The organism is Saccharopolyspora gregorii (assembly GCF_024734405.1).
Taxonomy (GTDB): Bacteria; Actinomycetota; Actinomycetes; order Mycobacteriales; family Pseudonocardiaceae; genus Saccharopolyspora_C; species Saccharopolyspora_C gregorii.
Genome location: NZ_CP059556.1, coordinates 2053076 through 2075840 on the forward strand (window position 1 = coordinate 2053076; position 22765 = coordinate 2075840).

The 22765-nt window shown below is 73.2% G+C and carries 23 protein-coding genes; 18 read left to right on the forward strand and 5 right to left on the reverse strand.

Going from position 1 to position 22765, the window contains the following annotated elements; translation table 11 throughout:
• Positions 1–14 precede the first annotated feature (14 nt).
• The 3 genes from def to H1226_RS08760 are packed head-to-tail and all read left to right on the forward strand — an operon-like array spanning position 15 to position 2910.
• Positions 15–560 (forward strand): peptide deformylase, encoded by a 546-nt coding sequence (def, locus tag H1226_RS08750; RefSeq protein ID WP_224962695.1) that lies wholly within the window; start codon positions 15–17, stop codon positions 558–560.
• A 2-nt stretch (positions 561–562) separates the two neighbouring features.
• On the forward strand, positions 563–1489 hold the full coding sequence (gene fmt / locus H1226_RS08755; protein ID WP_224968956.1) for a methionyl-tRNA formyltransferase: 927 nt from the start codon (positions 563–565) through the stop codon (positions 1487–1489).
• Positions 1486–2910, forward strand: coding sequence for an RsmB/NOP family class I SAM-dependent RNA methyltransferase (locus tag H1226_RS08760; RefSeq protein WP_258348329.1), 1425 nt, complete (start codon positions 1486–1488; stop codon positions 2908–2910). Before fmt ends, H1226_RS08760 begins: the two co-directional genes overlap by 4 nt.
• 210 nt (positions 2911–3120) lie before the next feature.
• On the opposite strand, the gene H1226_RS28110 is transcribed toward H1226_RS08760, so the two are convergent.
• Entirely contained in the window at positions 3121–3840 is a 720-nt protein-coding gene (locus tag H1226_RS28110; protein ID WP_309148795.1) for a zf-HC2 domain-containing protein, read from the reverse strand.
• Positions 3841–3904: 64 nt separating this feature from the next.
• Between H1226_RS28110 and H1226_RS08770 the strand changes: the two genes are divergently transcribed.
• From H1226_RS08770 to H1226_RS08810, 9 genes are all read left to right on the forward strand, one after another.
• Complete coding sequence (locus H1226_RS08770) at positions 3905–4465, forward strand: sigma-70 family RNA polymerase sigma factor (protein WP_224969078.1); 561 nt, start codon at positions 3905–3907, stop codon at positions 4463–4465.
• A 64-nt stretch (positions 4466–4529) separates the two neighbouring features.
• Positions 4530–4943: an OsmC family protein gene (locus tag H1226_RS08775; protein WP_258348330.1), complete on the forward strand. Its 414-nt coding sequence runs from the start codon at positions 4530–4532 to the stop codon at positions 4941–4943.
• Between the two features lie 351 nt (positions 4944–5294).
• A complete protein-coding gene (locus H1226_RS08780) occupies positions 5295–6698 on the forward strand; it encodes an amino acid permease (protein ID WP_258348331.1) in 1404 nt (467 codons plus the stop codon).
• 123 nt (positions 6699–6821) lie between these two features.
• Complete coding sequence (rpe, locus tag H1226_RS08785; protein WP_224957729.1) at positions 6822–7487, forward strand: ribulose-phosphate 3-epimerase; 666 nt, start codon at positions 6822–6824, stop codon at positions 7485–7487.
• A 32-nt stretch (positions 7488–7519) separates the two neighbouring features.
• Entirely contained in the window at positions 7520–8515 is a 996-nt protein-coding gene (gene ribD / locus H1226_RS08790; RefSeq protein ID WP_258349377.1) for a bifunctional diaminohydroxyphosphoribosylaminopyrimidine deaminase/5-amino-6-(5-phosphoribosylamino)uracil reductase RibD, read from the forward strand.
• 11 nt (positions 8516–8526) lie between these two features.
• Positions 8527–9138, forward strand: coding sequence for a riboflavin synthase (locus tag H1226_RS08795; protein ID WP_224957722.1), 612 nt, complete (start codon positions 8527–8529; stop codon positions 9136–9138).
• A gap of 139 nt (positions 9139–9277) precedes the next feature.
• The gene (locus H1226_RS08800) at positions 9278–10567 is read left to right on the forward strand and encodes a bifunctional 3,4-dihydroxy-2-butanone-4-phosphate synthase/GTP cyclohydrolase II (protein WP_224957721.1); all 1290 of its coding nucleotides are present in this window, start codon (positions 9278–9280) and stop codon (positions 10565–10567) included.
• The gene (gene ribH, locus H1226_RS08805) at positions 10564–11040 is read left to right on the forward strand and encodes a 6,7-dimethyl-8-ribityllumazine synthase (protein WP_258348334.1); all 477 of its coding nucleotides are present in this window, start codon (positions 10564–10566) and stop codon (positions 11038–11040) included. The genes H1226_RS08800 and ribH overlap by 4 nt, the downstream gene beginning before the upstream one ends.
• A gap of 55 nt (positions 11041–11095) precedes the next feature.
• A complete protein-coding gene (locus tag H1226_RS08810; RefSeq protein WP_224957718.1) occupies positions 11096–11623 on the forward strand; it encodes a PH domain-containing protein in 528 nt (175 codons plus the stop codon).
• A gap of 64 nt (positions 11624–11687) precedes the next feature.
• Here the strand turns inward: H1226_RS08810 and H1226_RS08815 are convergent, their stop codons facing one another.
• Together H1226_RS08815 and H1226_RS08820 are read right to left on the reverse strand one after the other, a co-directional pair.
• On the reverse strand, positions 11688–11948 hold the full coding sequence (locus H1226_RS08815; protein ID WP_224957717.1) for a GlsB/YeaQ/YmgE family stress response membrane protein: 261 nt from the start codon (positions 11946–11948) through the stop codon (positions 11688–11690).
• A 155-nt stretch (positions 11949–12103) separates the two neighbouring features.
• Positions 12104–13297: an MFS transporter gene (locus H1226_RS08820; protein ID WP_258348335.1), complete on the reverse strand. Its 1194-nt coding sequence runs from the start codon at positions 13295–13297 to the stop codon at positions 12104–12106.
• Between the two features lie 272 nt (positions 13298–13569).
• Here H1226_RS08820 and H1226_RS08825 point away from each other — a divergent pair, with 272 nt between their 5' ends.
• Positions 13570–14592 carry a beta/alpha barrel domain-containing protein gene (locus H1226_RS08825; RefSeq protein WP_258348336.1) on the forward strand — a complete coding sequence of 341 codons (1023 nt, stop codon included), beginning with the start codon at positions 13570–13572 and terminating at the stop codon, positions 14590–14592.
• A gap of 154 nt (positions 14593–14746) precedes the next feature.
• A complete protein-coding gene (locus tag H1226_RS08830) occupies positions 14747–15826 on the forward strand; it encodes a glycoside hydrolase family 172 protein (protein WP_258348337.1) in 1080 nt (359 codons plus the stop codon).
• Between the two features lie 33 nt (positions 15827–15859).
• On the opposite strand, the gene H1226_RS08835 is transcribed toward H1226_RS08830, so the two are convergent.
• The gene (locus tag H1226_RS08835) at positions 15860–16285 is read right to left on the reverse strand and encodes a DUF7144 family membrane protein (RefSeq protein WP_258348338.1); all 426 of its coding nucleotides are present in this window, start codon (positions 16283–16285) and stop codon (positions 15860–15862) included.
• Between the two features lie 155 nt (positions 16286–16440).
• Here H1226_RS08835 and uvrC point away from each other — a divergent pair, with 155 nt between their 5' ends.
• From uvrC to whiA, 4 genes are read left to right on the forward strand one after another with little or no spacing between them, the layout of a single operon-like run.
• Positions 16441–18606 carry an excinuclease ABC subunit UvrC gene (gene uvrC, locus H1226_RS08840; protein WP_258348339.1) on the forward strand — a complete coding sequence of 722 codons (2166 nt, stop codon included), beginning with the start codon at positions 16441–16443 and terminating at the stop codon, positions 18604–18606.
• Positions 18603–19481, forward strand: coding sequence for an RNase adapter RapZ (gene rapZ / locus H1226_RS08845; protein ID WP_184478207.1), 879 nt, complete (start codon positions 18603–18605; stop codon positions 19479–19481). The genes uvrC and rapZ overlap by 4 nt, the downstream gene beginning before the upstream one ends.
• A gap of 38 nt (positions 19482–19519) precedes the next feature.
• Positions 19520–20482, forward strand: a complete 963-nt coding sequence (locus tag H1226_RS08850) for a gluconeogenesis factor YvcK family protein (RefSeq protein ID WP_224957727.1) — start codon at positions 19520–19522, stop codon at positions 20480–20482.
• Positions 20473–21459, forward strand: a complete 987-nt coding sequence (whiA, locus tag H1226_RS08855; protein ID WP_224957711.1) for a DNA-binding protein WhiA — start codon at positions 20473–20475, stop codon at positions 21457–21459. The genes H1226_RS08850 and whiA overlap by 10 nt, the downstream gene beginning before the upstream one ends.
• A gap of 45 nt (positions 21460–21504) precedes the next feature.
• On the opposite strand, the gene H1226_RS08860 is transcribed toward whiA, so the two are convergent.
• Complete coding sequence (locus tag H1226_RS08860) at positions 21505–22473, reverse strand: glycoside hydrolase family 16 protein (protein WP_258348343.1); 969 nt, start codon at positions 22471–22473, stop codon at positions 21505–21507.
• Positions 22474–22765 lie beyond the last annotated feature (292 nt).

Consider the following 22765-nt stretch of genomic DNA (forward strand, 5'->3'; position numbering starts at 1 on the left):
AACCGGGAGCCCGCGTGACCGTCCAGCCCGTCCGACTCTTCGGCGACCCCGTCCTGCGGACCCGCGCCGACGAGGTCGTGGACTTCGACAAGGAACTGCACGGCCTCGTGCGCGACCTGTGGGACACCATGCACGAGCAGGGCGGGGCCGGGCTGGCCGCGCCGCAGCTCGGCGTCGGGCTGCGCGTGTTCACCTACCGCTGCGACGGCTTCGAGGGCCACCTGATCAACCCGGGCTGGGAGGTCGTCGGCGAGGAGATGCAGGACGGCCCCGAAGGCTGCCTGTCCATCCCCGGCATGCGCTGGGACTGCCTGCGGCACAAGCGCGTCGTCGCCCGCGGCTGGAACATGCACGGCGACCCGGTGGAGATCGAGGGCACCGACCTGCTGGCCCGCTGCATCCAGCACGAGACCGACCACCTGGACGGGGTCCTGTTCGTGGACCGGCTCGACGCCGAGACCCGCAAGCGCGCGCTGCGCGAGATCCGGCAGGCCGATTGGTTCGACGGGCAGGTGCCGGTCGTCAAGGAGAGCCCGCACCCGCTGTTCGGGAAGCGCTGAGCATGCGGATCGTCTTCGCCGGGACGCCCGAGCCCGCCGTGCCCGCGCTGCGCGCGCTCCTGGACTCCGAGCGGCACGAGGTCGCCGCCGTGATCACCCGGCCGGACGCCCGCGCGGGCCGCGGCCGCAAGGTGCTGCGCTCCCCGGTGGGCGCGCTCGCCGACGAGCACGGCGTCGAAGTGCTCACCCCCGCCCGCGCCACCGACCCGGACTTCCTGGCGCGGCTGGCCGAACTCGAACCGGACTGCTGCCCGGTCGTCGCCTACGGGGCGCTGCTGCGGCAGCAGGCCCTCGACATCCCGCGGCACGGCTGGGTGAACCTGCACTTCTCGCTGCTGCCCGCGTGGCGCGGCGCGGCGCCCGTGCAGTCCGCGATCCGGCACGGCGACGAGATCACCGGTGCCGCCACCTTCCACCTGGTCCCCGAGCTGGACGCCGGGCCGGTGTACGGCGTGGTCACCGAAGCGGTGCGCGACACCGACACGGCGGGCGCGCTGCTGGACCGGCTGTCGATCTCCGGCGCCGACCTGCTGGTCGCCACCCTCGACGGCATCGAGGACGGCACCCTGCAGGCCAGGCCGCAGCCCGCCGAAGGCGTCAGCTACGCGCCGAAGGTCACCCCGGAGGACGCCAAGGCCGACTTCGCCGCGCCCGCGCTCGCCGTGGACCGGCTGATCCGCTCCGTGACCCCCGACCCGGGGGCGTGGGCCTGGTTCCGCGACGAGCGGTTCAAGCTCGGGCCCGTCACCCGCACCGAGGAGACCGGGCTCGCACCCGGCGAGATCGACGTGCAGCGCCGCCGGGTGCTCGTCGGCACCGCCACCGAAGCGGTGCAGCTCGGCGAAGTGCAAGCCCAGGGCAAGAAGCGGATGGCGGCCACCGACTGGGCGCGCGGAACCCGCATCGAGCAAGGAGAACGCCTGCAGTGAACGACGACCGCCCCCGCCGTCCGTCCCGGCCGCGCGGCAGCCGCCCGCCGCAGCGCGGCAAGAGCCCGGCTCGGCCGCCGGCGCAGGACCCGGCGCGGATGGCCGCGCTGGACACGCTGCGCGCCGTGCGCGAACGCGACGCCTACGCGAACCTGACGCTGCCCGGCCTGCTGCGGCAGCGCAAGATCAGCGGGCGGGACGCGGGCCTGGCCACCGAGCTCGCCTACGGCGCCTGCCGGGCCAGGGGACTGCTCGACGCGGTGATCGCCGACTGCGCCGGACGCGAAGTGTCCGAAGTGGATCCGCTCGTGCTGGACGCGTTGCGGCTGGGCGTGTACCAGTTGCTGCGCACCAGGATTCCGGACCACGCCGCCGTCGCCTCCACAGTGGACATTGTGCGCGGTGAGGCGGGGTCCAAGCTCGCCGGGTTCGCCAACGCCGTGATGCGCCGCGCCAGCGAGCGCGACGAGCAGCAGTGGGTCGAACGGCTCGCGCCCGACCGCGCCACCGACCCCGTCGGCCACCTCGCGCTGCGCCACGCGCACCCGCGCTGGATCGCGCAGGCCTTCGCCGACGCGCTCGGCGACACCGGCGACGAACTCGCCGCCGCGCTCGCCGCCGACGACGCCCGGCCCGCCGTGCACCTCGCCGCCCGCCCCGGCGAGATCAGCGCCGAAGAGCTCGCCGCCATCACCGGTGGCGACGAGGCGCCCTACTCGCCCTACGGCGTGCACCTCGAAGCGGGCGCCGGCGACCCCGGCGACCTCGAACCCGTCCGCGAGGGCTTCGCCGCCGTGCAGGACGAAGGCAGCCAGCTCACCGCGCTCGCCGTCACCCGGCCCGAGGTCACCGGCGGCGACACCCGCTGGCTCGACCTGTGCGCCGGACCCGGCGGCAAGGCCGGGCTGCTCGGCGCCCTCATCACCCTCGACGGCGGCACCCTCGACGCCGTCGAGCAGTCCGAGCACCGCGCCGAACTCATCCGCAAGGTCACCCGCGACCTCGCCGTCACCGTGCACGTCACCGACGGCCGCGAACCCGGGCTCGAACCCGGCTACGACCGGGTGCTCGTCGACGCGCCCTGTACCGGGCTCGGCGCGCTGCGCCGCCGACCCGAAGCGCGCTGGCGGCGGCAGCCCTCCGACGTCGCCGAACTCGCCAAGCTGCAGCGCTCGCTGCTGCTGTCCGCCGTCGGCCTCGCCCGCTCCGGCGCCGTCGTGGCCTACGTCGTGTGCTCCCCGCACCTGTCCGAGACCGAGGGCGTCATCTCCGACGTGGTCCGGCGCAGCGGGGCGGAACTCCTCGACGCGCGCGAGGCGTTCCCCGGCGTGCCCGACCTCGGGGACGGGCCGACCGTGCAGCTGTGGCCCCACAAGCACGGCACCGACGCGATGTTCTGCGCGCTCTTGCGAGTGGCCTGACGCACTCCTGCTGCTCGGGGGTGGGTGGCGGAACCTCAGCGGTTCCCTCGCTGCGGGATCTTTTTCACAGGTGGCTCCGCCACATGCGAAAAAGCTGTCCTCGCGAGGAAACCGCTGAGAACCCGCTGGTGGTTCCGTTGGTCAGGTGGTCGGCAGGTCAGCGGCTTCGCCGCTGAGGGGATCAAATGATCAACTGATTCTTCGTTGCGGTCAGGCCGCTTCGCGGTGGGCGGTCGGGCGGAGGTGCGGTGGGCCTTGCGGGGCTCGGGGAGCGCTGGAGGTGTCGTCCGCCGCGTGCGGGCCGTCGGCTGCGGTGCGGTCCGCGTCCGCCGGGTCGCCGCCGCCGGTGCGGTGCACCGCGAACAGCAGGCCCAGGCCGACCAGCAGCAGCGCGTGCGAGGCCACCCGCTCCACCGTCGCCGCCCCGATCACCAGGTCGTGCACCGAGAAACCGGCCAGCGCCGCCACGAACGCGCTCAGCACCGGCAGCACCCCCGCCGCCGTGCGATCGCGCCACGCCGCCCACAGCAACCCCACGCCCAGCGCCAGGTTCCAGGCGGTGCTCTCGTTGAACAGGTGCGCCGCCATGCCCGGCCCGCCGTGCGCCGCGTGCCCGTGCATGCCGATCAGCCCCGACAGCTGACCGAGCGCGAGCAGGATCTGCGCCACCGCGGTCAGCGCCAACGCCCCGCGCAGCACCCCGCGCGTGCGGCGCGGACGTTCCGCCGCCGCCAGCACCGCCCCCGCCAAGTCCGGGGTGGGCGCCACCGCCCGCACCCGCAGGTTCCGGGTCAGCGCCCCCGCCTCGGCCTGGAAGGCCCGGCAGGCCGCGCACGTCTCCAGGTGGGCGTCGACCTCGGATTCCGGAGCCTCCGGGAGCTCCCCGTCCAGCAAGGCCGACACCGAGGTCCGGCATCGTTCGCAGTTCACGGTCAGATTGTCGGCCGAGCAGGGGGAGGAGTTCCCGGCGGGGCCTCGACTAGTCTCGACCACCGTGACGCACTCGGAGGCCGAAGACACCCGTGTGACCGAGCTCGCGCTGGCCGCCGGGAAAGGTGACCGCCGCGCCCTCGAAGAACTCGTCCGGGCCACCCAGCGCGACGTCTGGCGGTTCCTCGCGCACCTCGCGGGCGTGCCCGCGGCCGACGACCTCGCGCAAGAGACCTACCTGCGGGCGATGCGGGCCGTGCGCACCTTCCGCGGCTCCTCCTCCGCGCGCACCTGGCTGCTGGCCATCGCGCGCCGCGTCGTCGTCGACCAGATCCGCTCCGAACGCGCCCGGCCGCGCACCGTCACCTCCGATTGGGCGCAGGCGGCCGAGAGCGGTGGCCGCACCGGACGCGGCTTCGAAGAACTCGTCGAAGTCGGCGTGCTGCTCGACGGGCTCGACCCGGACCGGCGGGAAGCGCTCGTGCTCACCCAGGTCCTCGGGCTGACCTACCTGGAGGCCGCCGAGGTCAGCGGCTGCGAGCTCGGCACCGTCCGCTCGCGGGTCGCCCGCGCCCGCGAAGACCTCCTCACCCGCTCCCGCGGGCAGGACACCGGCACCGGCTGAGGGAACATCCCGGGACCGTCCCCGGTTGTGCGGGAAGATCCATCGACCAGCAGCGGAGGACGAGATGCCAGGCACACCGGTAGAGGTGCACCGCACCGCCGAGCACACCTTCACCGCCACCAACGGCCGCGGCGGGCAGGTCACCATCGGCCGCGACGGCGCCCCCGACGCGTTCACCCCCGGTGAGCTGCTGCTCGCCGCCATCGCCGGGTGCTCCGCCGTCACCAGCGAGAACCTGCTGGTGCGCCGCGCGGGTGCGGACGCCGACATCGCGGTGCACGCCGACCGGGACAAGACCGACGCCGACCCGAACAAGTTTTCCGAGGTGCGGGTCCGCTTCGACGTGGACCTGAGCTCCGTCGCCGGCGCCGACCGGGCGAAGCTGCTCGACGCGGTGGAACGCGCCATCGAGCGGTACTGCACGGTCTCCCGCTCGGTCCAGGAGAGCACTCCTATTTCGTTGGAGCTGCCTCGGTGACGGTGGTGGTCGGCTGGCGGAACCTCAGCGTCCTCCTCGCTGCGGGATCGTTTTCACCGGTGGCTCCGCCACAGGAGAAAACGCTGTCCTCGCGAGGAGAACGCTGAGAACCCGCGGGTGGTCCGGCTGCGTGCGTGGTCGCCGCTCAGCGGCTTCGCCGCTGACAGGATCAACGGCAACTGCCTCGTGGGGGCGGGGCGGCGGTGTGGGCCGTTCGGTCTGCTCGGGTGGGCGGGCAGGGCATTCGGGTCGGAGGAGCGCCGTGGTGGGGGGAGACTGTCGCGTGCTTCCGGGTTCGGCGTCGCTAGGGTGCTGTGCGCGCGAGTGCGCGCCAGTCGAGGAGGCGGCGAGTTGGAACCAGCGGGAACGGACCCGGAGCGGGCTGCGGACGGCGGCGGGCTGCGCCGCGACCTGAGCGGCCGGCAGGTCGGCATGATCGCCATCGGCGGCGCGATCGGCACCGGGCTGTTCCTCGGCTCCGGACTCGCCATCAACATCGCGGGCCCGGCCGTGATCATCGCCTACGCGGTGGCCGCCTTCGCCGCGCTCGCCCTGGCCTACGCGCTCGCCGAGATGGTCGTCGTGCACCCCGAGGCCGGCGGGTTCGGACCCATCGCGCAGCGCTACCTCGGCGGCCTCGCCGGATTCGTGCAGCGGTGGATCTACTGGGCCGCGCAGGTCGTCAACATCGGCAGCGAGGTCGTCGCCGCCGGGCTCTACGTGCAGTTCTGGTACCCGCAGCTGCCGCTGTGGCTGCCCGTCGTGGTGTTCTCGCTGGTCATGCTGGCGATCAACGCCTCGGCCGTGCGGTTCTTCGGCGAGTTCGAGTACTGGTTCGCGCTGATCAAGGTCGTCACGATCGTCGTGTTCGTGCTGCTCGGCATCACCTACATCGTGTTCGGCCTGCCCGGCCGCCCCGCCACCGGCGTCGGAGCGCTCACCGAGCACGACGGGTTCCTGCCGAACGGGATCGGTGCGGTGTGGCTGGCGCTGACCGTGGTCACCTTCTCCTACCTGGGCACCGAGGCCGTCGCCGTCACCGCCTCCGAGTCGCGGAACCCGGGCCGCGACGTGCCGCGGGCGGCGCGGAACATGGTGCTGCGGCTCGGGTTGTTCTACGTGCTGGGCATGCTGGTGGTCGTCTCGATCATGCCGTGGAACCAGGTGTCCACCGAGGAGGACGTGACGCAGAGCCCGTTCGTGGCGCTGTTCGCGACCGCCGGGATCCCCGCCGCCGCGGGCGTCATGAACTTCGTGGTGCTCACCGCGGCGCTGTCCGCGATGAACACGAACCTGTACGTGACGGCGCGGATGACCTACTCGCTCGCCCAGGACGGCTACGCGCCGAAGTGGTTCGCCGGGCTGAGCCGCCACGGCGCGCCGCAGCGGGCGCTGCTGCTGTCCGCGGGCGGGCTGGTGCTGGCGGCGGGCATCTCGGTGTTCGCCGAGTCCACCGCGTTCCCGCTGCTGCTGGGGCTGGCGCTGTTCGGCGCGCTGATCACCTGGCTGCTCATCTTCGCCAGCCACCTGGCGTTCCGGCGGCACCGGGTCGCCGCGGGGCTGCCGGATTCGCCGGTGCGGCTGGCGGGCGCACCGGTGACGACGGTGCTGGCGATGCTGTTCGTGGGGGCGGTGCTGCTGACGACGCCGTTCACCGAGCAGTTCGACACCGCGTGGAAGGCGGGGGTGCCGTTCCTCGCCCTGCTCTGCGTCGCCTACTACGTCCTGCGCCGCCGGGCCGCCGGGCGCTCCTGAGCCGCGGCCGGGGCACCGCCCGCCCGTTCACCTGGGCGCGCGGGCGGTTCACCTCGTCGGGTCGACGCGGGCGCGGGCGGTGGGCGGGTGAGATTTACACTCCCGCATGTGTCGAACCAGCCGATGATCGCGCCCTCCATCCTGTCCGCGGACTTCGCCCGCCTCGCCACCGAGCTCGACGCCGTCAAGGGCGCCGACTGGGTGCACGTCGACGTGATGGACGCGCACTTCGTGCCGAACCTGACCCTCGGGCTCCCGGTCGTCGAGTCGCTGCTCAAGGCCACCGACATCCCGCTGGACTGCCACCTGATGATCGAGGACCCGGACCGCTGGGCGATCGGCTACGCCGAAGCGGGCGCGCACAACGTCACCGTGCACGCCGAAGCCGCCCAGGACCCGGTGAAGATCGCCGCGGACCTGCGCGCGGCCGGCGCCAAGGCCGGGCTGTCGATCAAGCCGGGCACGCCGTTCGACCAGTACGTCGAGGTGCTCAAGCACTACGACACGCTGCTGGTGATGTCCGTCGAGCCCGGTTTCGGCGGCCAGAAGTTCATCACCGAGGTGCTGGAGAAGGCCCGCGCCGCCCGCAACCTCGTCGACACCGGGCACCTGAACCTCATCGTGGAGATCGACGGCGGCATCAACGCCGACACCATCGAGCAGGCCGCGGAAGCCGGGGTCGACTGCTTCGTCGCCGGTTCCGCCGTCTACGGCGCCGACGACCCGGCCCGCGCGGTGGAGGCGCTGCGCGCCCAGGCCGCCCCGAACTTCGCGCACGCCCGGAAGTGACCGCCGCGACCGCGGACCCGGTGCGCGCCGCGATGTTCGCGGCGCTCGCCGCGAGCGAACGCGTCCGCGGCAGCACCAGCCCGAACCCGCCGGTGGGCTGCGTGGTGCTCGACGCCGACGGCGCCGTCGCCGGGACCGGCGCGACCCAGCCGCCCGGCGGGCCGCACGCCGAGGTGATGGCGCTGCGCGCAGCCGGGGACCGCGCCCGCGGCGGCACCGCCGTGGTGACCCTGGAGCCGTGCGCGCACACCGGCCGCACCGCGCCGTGCACCACGGCGCTGCTCGCGGCGGGAGTGGCGCGGGTGGTGCACGCCGTGGCCGATCCGAACCCGAAGGCCGCCGGCGGCGCCGAAGTGCTGCGCGCCGCCGGGGTCCGCGTCGAATCCGGCCTGCTCGGCGAGCAGATCGCGCGCGGCCCGCTGCGGGCCTGGTTGCACTTCGCCCGCACCGGCCGCCCGCACGTCACCTGGAAGTACGCGGCGAGCCTGGACGGCCGGTCGGCCGCCGCCGACGGCACCAGCAAGTGGATCAGCTCGGCGACCTCGCGCGCCGAGGTGCACGAGCTGCGCGGCAAGGTCGACGCGATCCTCGCCGGCACCGGCACCGTCCTCGCCGACGACCCGCAGCTGACCGCCCGCGAAGCCGACGGCGGCCTGCGCCCGCACCAGCCGCTGCGCGTCGTCGTCGGCCACCGCGAGGTGCCCGCCGGGGCGCGCGTCTTCGACGACTCGGCCGCCACGATCCGGCTGCCCGGCGGCGACCCGGCGGCCGCGCTGGCGGAGCTCGGGCGGCGCGGCGTGGTGGACGTGCTGCTGGAGGGCGGGCCGACGCTGGCCGGGGCGTTCGTCGCCGCCGGGTGCGTCGACCGGGTGCTGGCCTACCTGGCCCCCGCGCTGCTCGGCGCCGGTCCCGCCGCGCTCGGCGACGCCGGGGTGGCGAGCGTCTCCCAAGCATGGTGGTGGGACATCGAAGAGACCACGATGAGCGGACCGGACGTGCGCGTCAGCGCCGTGCCCACCGGCCGCTGAGGAGGAAGAGCATGTTCACCGGCATCGTCGAGGAGCTCGGCACGGTCACGTCCGTCGAGGAGGACGGCGACGGGGTGCGGCTGACCGTCGAAGGACCGCTGGTGACCTCCGACGCGAAGCACGGCGACTCGATCGCCGTGAACGGCGTGTGCCTGACCGTGGTGGACTCCGGCGCCGGCCGGTTCACCGTGGACGTGGTGGCCGAGACCGTGCGCCGCTCCGCGATCCGGCACATCACCGCGGGCGACCGGGTGAACCTGGAGCGCGCGATGGCGCTCGGTGACCGGCTCGGCGGGCACATCGTGCAGGGCCACGTGGACGGCACGGCCGTGCTGCTGGAGTCCGACGGCGACCTCACCCGCTTCGAGCTGCCCGCCGGGTTGTCGCACTACCTGGTGGAGAAGGGCTCGATCACGGTGGACGGGGTATCGCTCACCGTGGTCGGAGCGGGACGCACCGAGTTCAGCGTCGCGCTGATTCCCACCACGCGGGAACTCACCACTCTGGGGGTGCGCCGACCGGGTGAAGAGGTCAACATCGAGGTGGACGTGCTGGCCAAGCACCTGGAACGGCTCGCCGCAGCGCAGCTCGACCGGCCCCGTACCGGAGCGGACGGGTCCTGACCGCCCGATCGGCGGCCGGAGCCCGGCAGGCGAGAGGACAATGACGGTGCCGGGAACGCACAGCCGCCCGGCAGCCCGAACCGAGGGCGGGCGCACCGGTGGTGCGCCGCAGCCCCAGAGCGAAAGAGCACGGGACACGGTGAGCAACAGGTTCGACGACATCGAGCGCGCCCTGGCCGACATCGCGGCGGGCCGCCCGGTGATCGTGGTCGATGACGAGGATCGCGAGAACGAAGGCGATCTGATCTTCGCCGCCGAGAAGGCGACGCCGGAACTCGTGGCGTTCATGGTGCGCTACACGTCCGGGTACCTGTGCGTCGGCATGACCGGCGAGGACTGCGACCGGCTGGACCTCCCGCCGATGTACCACTCCAACCAGGACCGCAAGGGCACCGCCTACACGGTCGCCGTCGACGCGGCCGAAGGCGTCAGCACCGGCATCTCCGCCAGCGACCGGGCCCGCACCCTGCAGGTCCTCGCGGACGCCGGTTCGCGGGCCGCCGACCTGCACCGGCCGGGGCACGTGGTGCCGCTGCGCGCCCGCGACGGCGGCGTGCTGCGCAGGCCCGGGCACACCGAGGCGAGCGTCGACCTGTCCCGGCTCGCCGGGCTGCGGCCGGTGGGCGCGCTGTGCGAGATCGTCAGCCAGAAGTCCGAGGGCGACATGGCCCGCCGCGACGAGCTGGAGGTCTTCGCCGACGAGCACGACCTGCGGCTGATCACCATCGCCGACCTCATCGCCTACCGCAGGCGGTTCGAGAAGCAGGTGGAGCGGGTCGCCGAGGCGCGCATCCCCACCGCGCACGGCACCTTCCGCACCTTCGGCTACGACAGCACCCTCGACGGCATCGAGCACTTGGCGCTGGTCTACGGCGAGATCGGCGACGGCGAGGACGTGCTGGTGCGGGTGCACTCGGAGTGCCTGACCGGGGACGTGCTCGGCTCGCTGCGCTGCGACTGCGGTCCGCAGCTGTCCGCGGCGATGGAGAAGGTCGCCGCCGAGGGCCGCGGTATCGTGCTCTACATGCGCGGCCACGAGGGCCGCGGCATCGGCCTGATCCACAAGTTGCAGGCCTACCAGCTGCAGGACGACGGCGCCGACACCGTCGACGCGAACGTGGCGCTGGGGATGCCGGTGGACAGCCGCGACTACGGCCAGGGCGCGCAGATCCTCTGCGACCTGGGCGTGAAGTCGATGCGGCTGCTGACGAACAACCCGGAGAAGCGGATCGGGCTGGAGGGCTACGGCCTGCGGGTGCTGGGCCGGGAGGCCCTGCCGATCCGCCCGAACCCGGAGAACCTGCGCTACCTGCGCACCAAGCGGGACCGGATGGGGCACGAGTTGAACCACCTCGACGACGGCGAGGACTCCTCGATCACCGGCGACGGCGACGAGACCGGCTTCGGCAGGCCGGGGGTCATCGCATGAGCGGAGAAGGCAGGCCCCGCGTCGAGGTCCCGCGGGCCGACGGGCTGAAGCTGGCGATCGCGAGCATCCGCTGGCACGAGAAGATCACCGGCCGGATGCTGGAGCGCGCGCTCGCCGCCGCCCACGAGGCGGGGATCCCGGAACCGACCGTGGTGCGGGTGCCGGGTTCGATCGAACTCCCGGTGGTCTGCCAGGAACTGGCGCGCGGGCACGACGCGGTGGTGGCGCTCGGCGTCGTCATCCGGGGCGGCACCCCGCACTTCGAGTACGTCTGCGACTCGGTGACCGCCGGGCTGACCCGGGTGGCGCTGGACGAGTCGACGGCGGTCGGCAACGGACTGCTCACCTGCGACACCGACCAGCAGGCCCGGGACCGGGCCGGGTTCCCGGAATCGGTCGAGGACAAGGGCTTCGAGGCGACCGCGGCCGCTCTGGAGACCGCGCTGGTGCTGCGCGACCTGCGCGCCCGCTGACCCGCGTCCGGAGGGCTGCCGCGGGGTGCGCCGCGCTACCGGGCAAACTGGACGCATGCAGTCAGCTGAGGCTCGGGACGAGGTGGCCGGTCCGGAACCGGCGGGAGGTGGGGACGCGGTGGAGTCCTCGGACGCGGTCCGGCCCGTGGTGGTGCGGCCGATCAAGATCCGCCGGGTGGTGATCCCGGTGGCCGTGGTGCTGGTGGTCGTGTTCGCCGTGGTGGCGGTGCTGCTGCGCAACACCCCGACCGGCGTGTACTTCCGGGTGTCGGACCAGATCGCGATGGCCGGGCTGGGCGTGCTGCTGGCCTGCGGGGCGCTGCTGCTGGCGCGGCCGCGGCTGCGCGCCGACCTGTCCGGGCTGGAGGTGCGCAACGTGATCGGCACCCAGCGCTACTCGTGGGACGAGGTGCAGGCCGTCAGCTTCCCGGACGGCGCCGCGTGGGCCCGGTTGGAGCTGCCGCAGGACGAGTACGCCTCGGTGATGGCGATCCAGTCCACCGACGGCGCGCACGCCGTGCAGGCCATGCGGGACCTGCGCGAACTCCGCCGCGAGGTGGAGGCCCGCCGCGGCGGGGAGTGACGTGGTGCGAAAACGGGTGCCCGGGAGCGATCGCTGCCGGGCACCCGTTCGTCGAGCCCCTGCGTCAGGAACGCGACCGGTTGAAGACCAACCGGTAGGCGATCAGCAGGATGAGCGAGCCGATCACGGCCCACACGAAGCTCATGACGCTGAAGCCGGTGACGCCCTGGCCGCCGAACTGGCTGCTGATCCAGCCGCCGAGCAGCCCGCCGACGACGCCGATCAAGATCGTCACGATGATGCCGCCCGGGTCCCTGCCGGGCAGGATGAACTTCGCGATCGCACCCGCGATCAGGCCGAAGATGATCCAGCTGAGGATGCCCACGGTGTCCTCCTTCCGATTCGCGCGCCGGTCTGCGGCGCGCTGCGCACACGCTCATCGACCGGGTTCCCCGCAGTGGCGTCGATCAATCGCGATCTCCACCACCGAGGCACCCGATCAAGCGTTCCGGAGGCTACGCCGTTACCCGCAGTGGCTGATCACGCCCGTCCGGGCGCCGCGGCCGTCGCGGGCTCGGGGCGCACCGCGCCCGCCGCGACCGCCACCAGCAGCGCCAGCGCGGCGGGCACCGCCAGCCCCACCGACAGCCCGAAGCCCTGCGCGAGCAGCCCGATGAACACCGGCCCGGCCAGCAGCCCGCCGTAGGACAGGGTGCTGACCTGCGCCAGGTCCCGCCCGCTGCGCGCCGGGTCCCGGTGGCCGGCGGCGCTGAAGATCTGCGGCACGATGCAGGACAGCCCGACGCCGAACAGCGCGAACCCGCCCAGCGCCGCCACCGGGTGGTGCAGCAGCAGCGCCACCCCGAGCCCGCTGCCCGCGACGACCCCGCACACCCGGACCAGCGGTACCGGCCCGAACCGCCGCACCAGCCCGTCGCCGAGGAACCGGAACAGCCCCATCGTGGCGGAGAACACGGCGTAGCCCAGCGCCGCGAACCCGGTCCCGGTGCCGAGCTCGTCGTGCAGGTACACCGAGGACCAGTCGGCCATCGACCCTTCGCCGACGGAGCAGAAGAACCCGAGCGCGCCGAGGAACACGATCGCCATCGGGAACCCGCGGACCCGCGGCCCGTCCGCGGCGGGCGGCGCGGGCTCCGGCGGCAGCAGCGCGGGCCGGGCCAGCAGGGACAGCGCCAGCAGCACCGCCCCGGTCAGCGCGAAGTGCGCGGCGGGACTCACCCCGAGGTGCGCGGCCAGCGCCCCGGAACCGGCGCCGAGCAGCCCGCCGAGGCTGAACGTGGCGTGGAAGGTGCTCATGATCGGCCGCCGGTAGCGCTGCTCCACCCGCACCGCGTGCGAGTTCATCGCCACGTCGATCGTCCCGTGCGCCGCCCCGAACACCACCAGCCCCGCGACCAGCGTCCCCAGCCCGTCCGCCAGGCCGGGTGCCAGCCCGGACAGCGCGACCAGCACCCCGGCGGGCGGCACCACCCGCGCGCTGCCGAACCGGTCGGTGAGGTGGCCGCAGACCTGCATGGCCAGCACCGATCCGGCGGCGACCGCGAACAGCGCCAGGGTCACCCCGCCGTCGTCGAGGCCCAGGTCCTGCTTGATCGTCGGGATCCGCGCCGTCCAGGTGGCCAGCGCGAATCCGCTCACCACGAAGTAGGCGGTCACCGCCCACCGCGCGCGCCGCGCGGCCGTGCCGGGCTCGGCCGGTGTCGTCTCGGGCACCGCTGTCCTCTCGCTCGGGGTCGGGTCCGGCCCGGTGGATTCCCGGTCCGCCGCCCATTCCACCCGGGCGGTGCCGAGACCGGCTCGCCCGGTCTGCGCGAGTTCAACCGATCATCGCGGCACCGCGCCTGTGAAGGGGGCGAACGGGTGAGGGACAATGGCGCAGGCGTCGAGCGCCGGGGATCCCGGCACGCGCGCCGGGACCCGGCTCCGGCGCGGCCGCCGAGCGGGCGGGGCACCGGTGCGGCCGGGCGGCGATGGAGGAGGAGACCGTGAGCGTGGCCCAGGAGCGAAATCTTCGGCTGGTGCGGGACGAGCCCCGCGCGCCCGCCGTCCGGATCGGTGACATCCACCTGCGCAACCGGCTGGTCACCGCGTCGAGCCTGCTGGGCTACGGCGTCGCGAACTCCAAGCTGGTGCCCTACGGCATGAGCCCGATCTCGATGTTCGTCCCGCTGGAGCGCTTCGGCGCCGTCACCACCCGCACCGTCACCGTGGAGCCGCGCGAGGGCCACTTCACCACCCAGGACGTGTGGCCGCTGCACGAGGTCCCGGCGCTGCTCAAGCGCTACGGGCAGGCGCTGCGCCAGGTCGACGGCGGCTGGATGAACGCGTTCGGCTGGTGCAACGTCGGCATCGACGCCTACCTGCGCGACTACTACCCGCGCACCCGCGGCCAGAACACGATCATCTCGGTCGGCGGGTTCTCCCCCGAGGAGTTCGTCACCCTGGTGGAGAAGGTCAACGCGGCGGTGCCCGCCGGCGACATCGCGGCGGTCGAGTTCAACGTCTCCTGCCACAACGTCAACTTCGACTTCAACGCGATCATCGAGCAGGTGCTGGCGCAGGCGGTGCCGCGCAGCGACCACCCGGTGATCCTCAAGCTGTCCGCGGACTACGACTACATCGCGCACGCGAAGCTGGCCGCCCGGCACGGGGTGTCCGCGCTGACCGCGATCAACACGGTGAAGGGCCTGCGGCTGGACCCGAACACCGGGCAGCCGCTGCTGAAGAACGGGTTCGGCGGGCTGTCCGGGCGGGCCATCAAGCCGATCGGGCTGCGCGTGGTGAAGGAGCTGCGCGACGCCGGGGTGAAGCTGCCGATCATCGGCACCGGTGGCATCCGCAGCTTCGACGACTGCCGCGAGTACTTCTGGGCCGGGGCGGACGCGGTGAGCATGGGCAGCGCCAGCTGGTTCGCCAGCTACCCGGGCTACGCGCTGTCGCCGGTGCACGGCGCCCGCATCCGCGGCGTGCTCCGCCGCATCGAGCACTACCGGCCGCCGAACCGCTGAGGTCGGCCGCCCCTCCCCGCGGTGCCCGGGCTCGCCGGAAACGGTGATCTTGGGAAATGCCGATCGGATGAATGATCTCGACACGAACGGGTCCCGGAACGTTGACTCTCCGGGGGCGGGATCACCGGTCCAGCACGCGAACTGGGAGGGGCGCATGTCCGGTTACGGGACGTTCGGGAGCAGCCTGCGGGACCTGCCGAGGCTGCGGCAGTCCAAGCGGGGGCGGGTCTCCAGCTGGGACCGGACCGGGGGCAACGACGACAACATCCGGCTCGAACCCGGCGAGAGCCGCGAGCTGGCGCGGCTCACCGGGCCCGGTGCGGTGACCCACATCTGGTGCACGGTCGCCGTCGAGGACGGGCCGCACCGGCCCGAAGTGGAGGGCGACTACCTGCGCAGGCTCGTCCTCAAGATCACCTGGGACGACGCCTCGCACCCGAGCGTGCTGGTACCGCTCGGCGACTTCTTCGGCATCGGCCACGGGCGCACCGAGAACTTCGTGTCCGCGCCGCTGCAGATGAGCCCGCAGGACGGCAAGGGCTTCAACTGCTGGTTCGCCATGCCCTTCGCCGAAGGCGCCCGGTTCGAGCTGATCAGCGAGCTCAGCCTCAAAACGGTGATCTTCTACTACTACGTCGACTACGAGCAGTACCAGCAGGCCGACCCCGATCTCGGCTACTTCCACGCGCAGTGGCGCCGCGAGGACCCCACCGACGGCGTCGAGCAGGGCGACCAGAGCAACGACGAGTTCCTGTTCGGCGGCACCAACCTCGACGGGGCGGGCAACTACGTGATCCTGCGGGCCGAGGGCCGCGGACACTACGTCGGGTCGGTGCTCAACGTGCACAACCTGCGTTCCACCACCGACTGGAACTGGTACGGCGAAGGCGACGACATGATCTTCATCGACGGTGAGCCGTGGCCGCCGCGGCTGCACGGCACCGGCACCGAGGACTACTTCAACACCGCCTGGTGTCCCAGCCAGCCGTACCACGCGCCCTACCACGGACTCACGCTGCCGGGCGGGCGGAACTGGAGCGGGCAGGTGTCCTACTACCGGTTCCACGTGGAGGACCCGATCACCTTCGACTCGTCGATCGAGGTGAGCATCGAGCACGGGCACGCCAACAAGCGCTCCGACGACATCTCCTCGGTCGCCTACTGGTACCAGACCCTGCCGTCGAAGCCCTTCGGCCTGCTGCCGGTGCACGACCGGTTGCCGCACCCGCTGTGAGCGCCCCGCCGGTCCCGCCGCGGGCGGGACCGGTCAGGGGGAGTCGGCCGGGCGGTTCGCGGTCAGCGCCCACAGCACCGCCACGTCGCCCGCGATGATCAGCAGCGACCACAGCGGCTGGTACGGGACGAACAGGAACCCCGCCACCGCGCTGAGCACCGCCAGGGCCGGGGCCGCCGGACGGGACCAGCGGCCGCCGGTCAGCAGCCCGGCCCCCGCGACCGCCACCAGCGCGCCCAGCACCAGGTGCAGCCAGCCCCACGTCGCCACGTCGTAGCCGAACACGTAGCTGCCCAGCACCACCAGGAACAGGTCAGCCGCGACCGTCGCCACCGCCACGGCCACGTGGAACGCGCCCACCAGCACCAGCATGATCCCGGCGAACCGCGCCGGCCCTCGCGCCCGAGCGCCGCCGGTGCGGCGCACGGCGTGCGCGCCGCCGTGCCCGACCTGCGCCATCGATGATCAACTCCTCGTCCTCGCGCGCTCCGCCGGGCCGCCCCGGCGGGCCTCCCAGGACACCGCGTGACGACGGCACGACCCAGGGGCGAAGGTCCCCGAGCGGGCCCCGATGCCGTGACGGGGAGTGTCGGCCGCGCACGTAGGGTGGAGCCGTGGCCGACCCGTCGACGTACCGCCCAGCGCCCGGAACCGTTCCGGACGCCCCCGGCGTGTACCGCTTCCACGACGCCGAGGGGCGGATCATCTACGTCGGGAAGGCGAAGAGCCTGCGCAGCAGGCTGGCGAACTACTTCGCGGACCTCTCCGGGCTGCACCCGCGCACCCGGCGGATGGTCACCACCGCCACCGGCGTGCGCTGGACCGTCGTCGGCACCGAGGTGGAGGCGCTGCAGCTGGAGTACTCCTGGATCAAGGAGTACGACCCGCGGTTCAACGTGCGCTACCGGGACGACAAGTCCTACCCGGTGCTGGCGGTGACCCTGCACGAGGAGTACCCGCGGCTGCACGTCTACCGCGGCCCGCGCCGCAAGGGCGTGCGCTACTTCGGCCCGTACGCGCACGCGTGGGCGATCCGGGAGACGCTGGACACGCTGCTGCGCGTGTTCCCGGCCCGCACCTGCTCCAGCGGGGTGTTCAAGCGGCACGGGCAGATCGGGCGGCCCTGCCTGCTCGGCTACATCGGCAAGTGCTCGGCGCCGTGCGTGGGCCGGGTCGACGCCGACGAGCACCGGGCCATCGTGGACGACTTCTGCGATTTCCTCAGCGGCCGCACCGACACCCTGATGCGCAAGCTGGACCGCGAGATGAAGGAGGCGTCCGCCGAGCTGGAGTTCGAGCGGGCCGCCCGGCTGCGCGACGACCTGGAAGCGCTGCGCCGCGCCATGGAGAAGCAGGCGGTGGTGCTCGGCGACGGCACCGACGCCGACGTGATCGCCTTCGCCAAGGACGAGCTCGCCGCCGCCGTGCAGGTCTTCCACATCCGCGGCGGCCGGGTGCGCGGCCAGCGCGGCTGGGTCATCGACCTGGAGGCCGAGACCGAGCTCGCCGAGCTCACCGGCCGGTTCCTCACCCAGTTCTACGGGGAGCAGGCGGCGCTGGCCGACCAGGCCGACGCGGGCGGCACCCCGGTCCCGCGCGAGGTGCTGGTGCCGGAGGTCCCCGAGGACGCCGAAGCGCTGGGGCAGTGGCTCGGCGAGCTGCGCGGCAGCCGCGTGGACCTGCGGGTACCGAAGCGCGGCGACAAGCGGACCTTGATGGAGACCGTGGAGCGCAACGCCAAGGAGGCGTTCACCCAGTACAAGCTGCGCCGCGCCGGTGACCTCACCGCCCGCTCGGCGGCGCTGCAGGAGCTGCAGGAGGCGCTGGAGCTGGACACCGCGCCGCTGCGCATCGAATGCGTGGACGTCAGCCACGTGCAGGGCAGCGACGTGGTGGCCTCGCTGGTGGTGTTCGAGGACGGGGTGCCGCGCAAGTCGGAGTACCGCCGGTTCTCGGTGCGCGAAGGCGCCGAGGGCGGCGACGTGGGCTCCATCGACGAGGTGGTGCGCCGCCGGTTCGCCCGCTACCTCAAGGAGACCGGTGCCGCGGAGACCGGCACCGGGCAGCTCGGTGCGGGGCAGGCCGACGCGGGAGCGTCCGGCACAGCAGAACCCGACGCGGCGGGTTCCGGCACACCGGGTTTCGCCGCCGGGCAGTCCGGCGCACCGGACCAGGACGCCGGGCGGCCCACCACCGAGTCCGAAGTGGACGTCCGCTCCGCCTCCGGCGAGGTCGCCGACCTCGACGGTCCGGCCCCCGGCATCGACCCGGAGACCGGCCGCCCCCGCAAGTTCGCCTACCCGCCGAACCTGCTCGTCATCGACGGCGGCGCGCCGCAGGCCAACGCCGCGGCCGACGCGCTCACCGAACTCGGCGTCACCGACGTCGCCGTGATCGGCCTCGCCAAGCGCCTCGAAGAGGTGTGGCTGCCCAACGAGCCCGACCCGGTCATCCTGCCCCGCACCAGCGAGGCGCTGTACCTGTTGCAACGGGTGCGCGACGAAGCGCACCGGTTCGCGATCACCTACCACCGGCAGAAGCGCTCCAAGCGGCTCAGCCGGTCCGTGCTCGATTCCGTCCCCGGGCTTGGGGAAGCCCGGAAGACCGCCCTGCTGAAGCACTTCGGTTCGGTGCGCAAGCTCAAGCAGGCGAGGATCGAGGACATCATGGCGGTACCCGGCTTCGGCAGGCGTACCGCCGAGACCGTGTGCGCGGCCCTGGCCGCCGAGGCGGCCGGGGCAGGCGGGGGAGACACCAGCACTGAAGGGGAGAATCAGTGAGCGAGGAGAAGTCGGGCATCGAGGTCGCCGTCGTCAGCGGCCTTTCCGGCGCCGGGCGCAGCACCGCCGCCAAATGCCTGGAGGACCTGGGCTGGTTCGTCGTGGACAACCTGCCCCCCGAACTGATCGCGACGATGGTGGAGCTGGGGGCGCGTTCCAGCGGCGCGATCACCCGCGTCGCGGTCGTAATGGACGTGCGCAGCCGCGCGTTCACCGAGGACCTCGGCTCGGTCATCAAGGACCTGGACGCCCGCGGCTACAAGCCGAAGGTGCTGTTCCTGGAAGCCACCGACGAGGTGCTGATCCGCCGCTTCGAGCAGGTGCGCCGCGGCCACCCGCTGCAGGGCGAGGGGCGGCTCGCCGACGGCATCGCCAACGAGCGCGCGCTGCTGTCCCGGCTGCGCTCCGAGGCCGACCTGGTCGTGGACACCACCGGGCTGTCCGTGCACCAGCTGCGCACCAAGATCGAGGACGCGTTCGGCACCGAAGCCGAGACCCGCACCCGGGTCACCGTGCTGTCGTTCGGCTACAAGTACGGGCTGCCGATGGACGCCGACCTGGTGATGGACTGCCGGTTCCTGCCGAACCCGTTCTGGATCCCGGAGCTGCGCGAGTTCAACGGCCTCGACGAGGAGGTCCGCAACTACGTGCTCGGGCAGGAAGGTGCTGAGGAGTTCCTGGAGAGCTACCAGGGCCTGCTGCGGCTGGTCGGCGCCGGCTACCACCGGGAGGGCAAGCGGTACCTGACGCTGGCGCTGGGTTGCACCGGCGGGAAGCACCGCAGCGTCGCCCTCGTCGAGGAGATGGCCCGCAGGCTCGCCGACGACGAAGGGATGATGGTCAAGACCGTCCACCGGGACCTGGGGCGCGAGTGAGCTCGGCCGCACCACCGCACGACCCCGCCGAGCGCCCGCTGCGCGCGGTCGCGCTCGGCGGCGGGCACGGCCTGCAGGTCACCCTCGCCGCGCTGACCCGGCTCACCCCGGACGTCACCGCCGTGGTCACCGTCGCCGACGACGGCGGTTCCTCCGGGCGGTTGCGCCGCGAACTCGGGATGCTGCCGCCCGGCGACCTGCGCAAGGCGTTGGCCGCGCTGGCCTCGCCGGATGAGAACGGGCAGCGCTGGGCGCAGGTGTTCCAGCACCGCTTCGGCGGCAACGGGGCGCTGGCCGGGCACGCCGTCGGGAACCTGCTGCTGGCCGGGCTGCTCGACGTGGTCGGCGACCCCGTCGCGGTGCTCGACGAGGCATGCCGGCTGGTCGGCGCCCGCGGGCGGGTGCTGCCGATGTCCGGCGAGCCGCTCGACATGGAGGCCGAGGTGGTGGGCCTGGACGCGGACCCGGACGCGGTGCGCACCATCCGCGGCCAGGTCGCGATCGCCAGCACGCCGGGCCGGGTGAAGAAGGTCCGGCTCACCGCGGCGAACGGCGAGCAGCGCACCCCGCAGGCCTGCCCGCACGCGGTGCGCGCGGTGCTGGACGCGGACGTGGTGCTGCTCGGCCCCGGATCCTGGTTCACCAGCGTGCTGCCGCACCTGCTGGTCCCGGAGCTGCACGAGGCGCTGGTGTCCACGAGCGCGCGGCGCGTGGTGGTGCTCAACCTCGTCCCACAACCGGGCGAAACGGCGGGTTTCTCCCCGGAGCAACATCTCGACGTACTCTCGCAGCACGCACCGCGGTTGTCCGTGGACGCCGTCCTCGCGGACGCCGGATCGGTGCCGACACCTGATCGGCTTCGTGCTGCGGCGACCGGGCTGGGTGCGCAAACTCTGCTCGACACTGTCGCCTCGCCCGCCGCGCCGGGCAGGCACGACCCGGAGGCGCTCGCGGCGAGCCTGGCGGCCGCGTTGGAGAGGAGGAGTGACCGGTGGCGATGACCGCGGCGGTCAAAGACGAACTGAGCCGGTTGCCGGTGACCAAGACCTGCTGCCGCAGATCCGAGGTCTCCTCACTGCTGCGGTTCGCGGGCGGGCTGCACATCGTCGGCGGCCGGGTCGTGGTGGAAGCCGAGCTGGACAGCGGTTCCTCGGCGCGCAGGCTGCGCAAGGAGGTGCACGAGCTGTTCGGGCACACCTCCGACGTGCACATGATCACGTCCGGTGGCCTGCGCAAGGGCACCCGCTACGTGGTGCGCGTCGTCAAGGACGGCGAGAGCCTCGCCCGCCAGACCGGGCTGCTGGACCCCCGCGGACGTCCGGTGCGCGGGCTGCCCGCGCACGTCGTCTCCGGCGGCTCCTGCGATTCCGAATCGGCCTGGCGCGGAGCTTTCCTCGCGCACGGCTCGCTCACCGAACCCGGCCGGTCCTCCGCACTGGAGGTCACCTGCCCGGGACCGGAGGCGGCGCTCGCCCTGGTCGGCGCGGCCCGGCGGCTCGGCGTGCAGGCCAAGTCCCGCGAGGTCCGCGGCGCCGACCGCGTCGTGGTCCGCGACGGCGACGCCATCGGCGCGCTGCTGACCAAGCTCGGCGCGCACTCCAGCGTGCTGTCCTGGGAGGAGCGCCGGATGCGCCGGGAGGTGCGGGCGACCGCGAACCGGCTGGCGAACTTCGACGACGCGAACCTGCGCCGCTCGGCCCGCGCCGCGGTCGCCGCGGCGGCCCGCGTGCAGCGCGCGCTGGACCTGCTCGGCCCCACCGCGCCGGACCACCTGCTGGTGGCCGGGCGGCTGCGGCTGGCGCACCGGCAGGCGTCGCTGGAGGAGCTCGGCCAGCTCGCCGACCCGCCGATGACCAAGGACGCGGTGGCCGGCCGGATCCGCCGCCTGCTGGCGATGGCCGACAAGCGGGCCAGGGAGCTGAACCTCCCCGACACCGAATCCGCGGTCACCTCGGAACTGCTCGAAGCCGAGGTGTGACGGCCGGGCGGCCCCTCCGGTGCGGAGGGGCCGCCCGCGCGCGGATCACCGGTTGTAGACGGCGATGTAGTCGACGAGCATCGGGTGTCCCGGCTCCGTCGCCTCGGTCGGCGTGGTGATCCCGGAGTTCTTGTCCGGGAACTGGCCGCCGACCGCGACGTTGAGCAGCACGAAGTACCCGTCGTGCGAGGTCATGTTCTGCCACGCCGCCGGGTCCACATCGGACTCGCGCACCGAGTGGTACTGCTGCCCGTCCACGTACCAGCGCAGCTCCTCGACCTCGCCGCTGCGGTCCCACTCGAACCGGTAGGTGTGGAACGCCTCCTGGCAGGTGCTGTCCGGGCACTCCCGGCTCGCGGCCAGGCCGTCGGTCTCGTCGCAGGAACCGCCGGGGGAGACGTCGCAGTGCAGCACGCCGTACACGCGGTTCTCGGCGTTGACGTTCTCCATGATGTCGAACTCGCCGATGGTGGGCCAGCTCCACAGGTCCTCGCGGTACGGCGAGCCCAGCGCCCAGAACGCGGGCCAGTAGCCCAGCGCCCCGTCCGCGGCCACGTCCGGCATCCGGATGCGGCCCTCGATCCGCAGCACGCCGCCCTCGGCGGCCTTGAAGTCGCCGCGCCGCGTCTCGATCCGCGACGAGGTCCAGGCCCCGGACTCGTCCCGGCGCGGAGTGATCACCAGGTTGCCGTCGCCGTCCTGCTGCAGGTTCTCCGGATCGGCGGTGTAGGTCTGCACCTCGCCGGTGCCCCAGCCGTCCGGTCCGCCCGGGTAGCCGCGGCCGGTGTCGACCTGCCAGTCGTCGCCGGGCGCGGCACCCGCCGCGCCGGTGAAGTCGTCGCCGAAGGTCAGCGTCCAGCCCTCGTCCGGCGGCGGGACGTCGGCCCCGGCCGGGGTGGTGACCAGACCGGTCAGGCCGATCCCCGCGGCGAGCGCGGCCGCGGCCAGCCGGCCGCGCCCGCGCGGAGCCGTCCCCGTCGTCGTCCGGTTCCGCGATCTTCCGGGCAGCGCCATCGCGCAGTCCTCCCTCGGGTCGGGCCCGGCCGGGCGCCGGGCCTCGCCGGCCGCCGCGCTCCGCCCGGCCCCGCCGCGGAGGCGGTACCGGTGCAGAGACGTCGATCACGACCGACCAGCACATTCTTGAGAGCGCTCTCACGGCGGTCAACCGGCGGATGCAGCACGTAGGGGCACCCGAAAGGCAGACATCGCGGCACGAGCGGGTGATCATCGGTCGCGCCGGGGCGAGCTGCGCCATGATTGTTCCGGAAGGCGCGCGCCCGGTCGTCTGCGCAGTTGGCGCGGACAG